Here is a 4,263-nt window from a genome sequence, read left to right as displayed (position 1 = left end):
GCGATTCAGGGGTGCAACGCCACGGTTCGGCGCAAACAGACGCACGATCGAAGGATCCGCTCATGTTCGACGTCGTCGAGACCCCCATCGCCCGCCTGCGCGAGGCCCTCGAGGCCGGCGAGACCACGGTCGTCGAACTGGTCGACGCCTATCTCGCCCGCATCGACGCCTATGACGGACCCGACACCGAGACCGCGCTGAACGCGGTCGTCGTGCGCAATCCGCAGGCGCGTGCAGAGGCTGAAGCATCCGACGCGCGGCGCGCCCGCGGCGAGACCCTGGGTCCGCTCGACGGCATCCCCTACACCGCGAAGGACAGCTACCTCGTGCGCGGGCTGACCGCGGCGGCCGGGTCCCCCGCGTTCGCAGAGCTCGTCGCCCAGCGCGACGCGTTCACGATCGAGCGTCTGCGAGCGGGGGGCGCGATCTGCCTCGGCCTCACCAACATGCCGCCGATGGCGAACGGCGGCATGCAGCGCGGCGTGTACGGCCGCGCGGAGAGCCCGTACAACGCGGACTGGCTGACGAGCGCCTTCGGATCCGGTTCGTCCAACGGATCCGGCACGGCCACGGCAGCGTCGTTCGCCGCCTTCGGCCTGGGCGAGGAGACCTGGTCCAGCGGACGGGCGCCCGCATCCCACAACGCGCTCGTCGCCTACTGTCCCAGCCGAGGGGTCATCTCCGTCCGCGGCAACTGGCCGCTCGTGCCGACGCAGGACATCGTCGTGCCGCACGCCCGCTCGGTCGCCGATCTGCTCGAGATCCTCGACGTGGTCGTCGCCGACGATCACACGACCCGCGGGGACTTCTGGCGGGCGCAGCCGTGGGTGCCGCTGCCGACGGCATCCGAAGTCCGCCCCGAGTCGTATGTCGCCCTCGAGCCCGCGGATCTGCACGGCAAGCGGTTCGGCGTCCCCCGGATGTTCATCAATGCGGATCCCGAGGCCGGCACCGGCACCGGGATCGGCGGGCCGACGGGGCAGCGCATCGAGACCCGCGAGTCGGTCATGGAGCTGTGGCGCGCCACCCGTGCCGCGCTGGAGGCGGCCGGCGCCGAGGTGGTCGAGGTCGACTTCCCCGCCGTCTCGAACTATGAGGGAGACCGCGCCGGAGCGCCGACCATCGCAACCCGCGGCATCGTTCCGCCGGAGTTCCTGCGCAGTGAGGTCATCGAGCTGTGCGCTTGGGGATGGAACGACTTCCTCGACGCGAACGGCGACCCTGCGCTGAACACCCTGGCGCAGGTCGACGGCGCGCAGATCTTCCCCGCGCCCCCGGGCGCACTGCCCGACCGCTACACCGGCTTCGACGACGACATCAACGAGCTGCCCGACCTCTTCCGCGCACACCCCGTCACTGACATGACGACGATCCCGCTCATGGAGGAGGGACTGCGCGGGCTTGAGGAGACCCGCCGCATCGACGTCGAGGAGTGGATGGATCGCCTCGGGCTGGATGCCGTCATCCACCCGACCATGGCCGACATCGGCCCGGCGGACATGGATGTCAACCCCACCTCCGCCGATCAGGGCTGGCGCAACGGCGTCTGGGTCGCCAACGGCAACATCGTGCCGCGGCACCTCGGCATCCCCTCCGTGACGGTGCCCATGGGCACCCTCTCGGACATCGCGATGCCGGTGGGCCTGACGATCTCGGGCCGCGCCTATGACGACACGCGGCTGCTGCAGCTCGCGGCCGCCGTCGAGGCGACCGGCGACCGGCGCACGTCGCCGCCGCGCACTCCCCGGCTCTGAGGCGTCGCCCCGTCCCCCGCCGCGGCGAGGACCGTCACGCTATCGTGAGCGCATGGAACCGACTCCGCTGCGCACCCTCGTGGAGACGGTGCGCCGGGAACGGCGGGGCGTCCTCGCGACGACCGCCGCGGACGGCGCTCCGGAGGCCGCACTCGTCGGCATCGCCGTCCTCGACGACGGCACCCTGATCGTGAACGCGCCGTCCACGGCACGCAAGGTCGCGCACCTGAGGGTGAACCCCCGCGCCGCGCTCGTCATCGGCGCCGGGGACGTGCGCAGCCTGCAGGTCGAGGGCAGAGCGCAACTGCTCGAGGGCGACGACCGCGCCCGGCTCGGCGCCGCCTATGACGCGCAGCTCCCCGGATCGCGATCGCTCGCCGAAGGCTTCATCCTCATCATGATCCGCCCGGAGTGGATGCGCGACTACGACGTCTCCCGCGAGCCCCGTGCCGTCGAGGCCACCTTCGCCGCCGACTGATTCGGGCCTCCGTGCTTCGGCGCGCTCTGCCTGCTCTCCGTGTGTCGTCACATTTCACGACCGTTTCCTCGGCGACACGCCCGGACGTAGCCTGATCGCACCGATCCTGTGAGGAGACCATCGTGACCACGCCCCGCGCTCAGCTCTCGCCCGTTCCGGCGCGACAGGCTGCGGCGTGCATGTGCGACCACGGCGACGTCTGCTCCTCCTTCGCTCCGGGGCACGCGCTGCATCTCATCCAGGCACGTCTGGCCGCTGCGACGACCGCGGGCTGGACCGACGCGCTCGTGACCGGCCTCGACCGTGCGGCGGGCATCGTGCAGGTTCAGACGCTCGAGGGCGAGATCCTCTCGCTCTGGAACGCCGGCGGCGCAGCGCTCGAGGTCGAGCCCGGACAGCCTGTCGCCGTGCACACGCGGTGGAACGTGCTGGCGATCGGCGCGCTCCGCTACAACGTGGCGCGCGCCTGACGACCCCCGCGGAACGCAGGTCGCGGGAGCGGGTGACCGCGTGGGGTCACCCGCTCCCGCGGGTCAGACCTCGAGCTCGCGGAGGAAGCCCTGCACGTGCTCCTGCAGACGCAGGATCCGCAGCTCTCGGGCGGCCTCTCGGTCATACCCCTCGTATGCCAGGGCCGGCAGCCGGCGCACGTTCGCCGAGCACCCGAAGTTCGCGCAGATCAGCACGCCGAGCGTGTTGCCGTTGCGCCCGGACGGCCCCGCCTTGCGCGCCGCGAAGAACTGCACGTCGTTGCGGAGGGTGACGTCCTCGCACCACGAGCACTGGGCGCGCGCGAGTGTTCGCTGCTCCGCCTGCTGGAGCAGCACGGACATCGGCGTCCCGTCTTCGCGATGCGCGACGACATAGGCGCGCCGGGGCATCTTGGGGTCGGACCAGCCGAGGTAGTCGAGGGTCGAGAAGTCGAGCTCGCCGAAGCCCGGCGGAAGCGTGAGGGAAGAGGACTCCTTGCGGGAGGCGTTGCGGAAGGACGCGCGGATGGCGCGCTCGTCGATGGGAAGCATGTCGTGCTCTCTGTGCGATGTCGTGGGGCCTGCGGGGCAGACCGGAAGAAGCGGCTGTCTCCGACAGCCGAGAAGTTCCCGCGGACTGATCACGCGGGCGCGACGAACTCGCCGACGAGTCACCTCGCCGGCGGGGGCGTCAGCCTCTGCCACCGGCGCAGAACGCGCCGGCTACCTCCTTCGACGCCGCACGGGCGTCACGAACGAACAGCATGTCTCGATCCTATGGCACCCTGGTGTGCCGAGCGCTGAACGCGTGGGTGGTCAGGCGACCATCATCGAATCGCGCATCGCCATGCAGGCATCCATGCACGCCTTGCACGCTGCTGCGCACATCCGGCAGACCTCGCTGTGGGCCTCGTGCTGCATGCACATGTCCATGCAGAGCTGGCACATCGCCATGCAGGCGTCGAGCATCGACATCATCACGGCCGGGGTCATCCCCTGCATGCGCATCATCGAGCGCATCATCGTGTTGCACATGTCGGCGCAGTTCATGCATGCGGGCGAGCAGTCCATCATCTGCGTCGAACAGATCGTGCACGCCTGCTCGCACGCCGAACACGCGTCCATACAGGCCTGCATGAGCGACATGTCCATCGCCTGCATGCCGGGCATCATGTCCATGCTCTTCATCGAGTCCATCATCATCGCGTCCATCACGAGCTCCTTCGTTCCACCAGGGAGGCGGGCGATCCGTCCGTCTGACGACAGGGTAGCCCCGTCGACTCCTCCCGTCGATGCCCGATCGCGGACGGGTGCGTCGACGGTGCACGGGCGCGTGCACGCGAATCCCGCCGCGCAGCGGCGGAGGTCGCGGGGCCGCGCACGCACGAAAAAAGGCCGCCGGAAGGGCGGCCTTGAATCGTCTCGTGGTGAAATGCAGAAAGGCCACCCTGCGTTGGGTGGCCTTTCTGTTAAAGGAAGTCCGGCGGTGTCCTACTCTCCCACAGGGTCCCCCCTGCAGTACCATCGGCGCTGTGAGGCTTAGCTTCCGGGTTCGGAATGT

Annotated in this window: 5 protein-coding genes and 1 rRNA gene; 3 read left to right on the top strand and 3 right to left on the bottom strand. The window is 69.9% G+C overall.

What is annotated here, in order from left to right:
• The first annotated feature begins 62 nt into the window (after positions 1-62).
• The 3 genes from RL72_RS00215 to RL72_RS00205 all read left to right on the top strand — a co-directional run bounded on the left by RL72_RS00215 (position 63) and on the right by RL72_RS00205 (position 2,702).
• Complete coding sequence (locus tag RL72_RS00215) at positions 63-1,754, top strand: amidase (RefSeq protein ID WP_045248789.1); 1,692 nt, start codon at positions 63-65, stop codon at positions 1,752-1,754.
• A 52-nt stretch (positions 1,755-1,806) separates the two neighbouring features.
• Entirely contained in the window at positions 1,807-2,232 is a 426-nt protein-coding gene (locus tag RL72_RS00210; RefSeq protein WP_045248788.1) for a pyridoxamine 5'-phosphate oxidase family protein, read from the top strand.
• Positions 2,233-2,354: 122 nt separating this feature from the next.
• Positions 2,355-2,702 (top strand): hypothetical protein, encoded by a 348-nt coding sequence (locus tag RL72_RS00205; protein ID WP_045248787.1) that lies wholly within the window; start codon positions 2,355-2,357, stop codon positions 2,700-2,702.
• 63 nt (positions 2,703-2,765) lie between these two features.
• Here RL72_RS00205 and RL72_RS00200 read toward each other — a convergent pair whose 3' ends face one another.
• The 3 genes from RL72_RS00200 to rrf all read right to left on the bottom strand — a co-directional run.
• Positions 2,766-3,254 carry an FBP domain-containing protein gene (locus RL72_RS00200; protein WP_045248786.1) on the bottom strand — a complete coding sequence of 163 codons (489 nt, stop codon included), beginning with the start codon at positions 3,252-3,254 and terminating at the stop codon, positions 2,766-2,768.
• Between the two features lie 264 nt (positions 3,255-3,518).
• Positions 3,519-3,914, bottom strand: a complete 396-nt coding sequence (locus tag RL72_RS00195) for a four-helix bundle copper-binding protein (protein ID WP_045248785.1) — start codon at positions 3,912-3,914, stop codon at positions 3,519-3,521.
• A 266-nt stretch (positions 3,915-4,180) separates the two neighbouring features.
• A 5S ribosomal RNA gene (gene rrf / locus RL72_RS18985) occupies positions 4,181-4,263 on the bottom strand; the annotation flags it as partial.

The organism is Microbacterium azadirachtae (assembly GCF_000956545.1).
GTDB classification, from domain to species: domain Bacteria; phylum Actinomycetota; class Actinomycetes; order Actinomycetales; family Microbacteriaceae; genus Microbacterium; species Microbacterium azadirachtae.
This window is presented reverse-complemented; position numbering and strand designations above follow the sequence as displayed.

Coding starts and splice junctions, on each gene's coding strand:
- RL72_RS00215 (WP_045248789.1), top strand. CDS start 63: ATGTTCGACGTCGTCGAGACCCCCATCGCCCGCCTGCGCGAGGCCCTC.
- RL72_RS00210 (WP_045248788.1), top strand. CDS start 1,807: ATGGAACCGACTCCGCTGCGCACCCTCGTGGAGACGGTGCGCCGGGAA.
- RL72_RS00200 (WP_045248786.1), bottom strand. CDS start 3,254: ATGCTTCCCATCGACGAGCGCGCCATCCGCGCGTCCTTCCGCAACGCC.
- RL72_RS00195 (WP_045248785.1), bottom strand. CDS start 3,914: ATGGACGCGATGATGATGGACTCGATGAAGAGCATGGACATGATGCCC.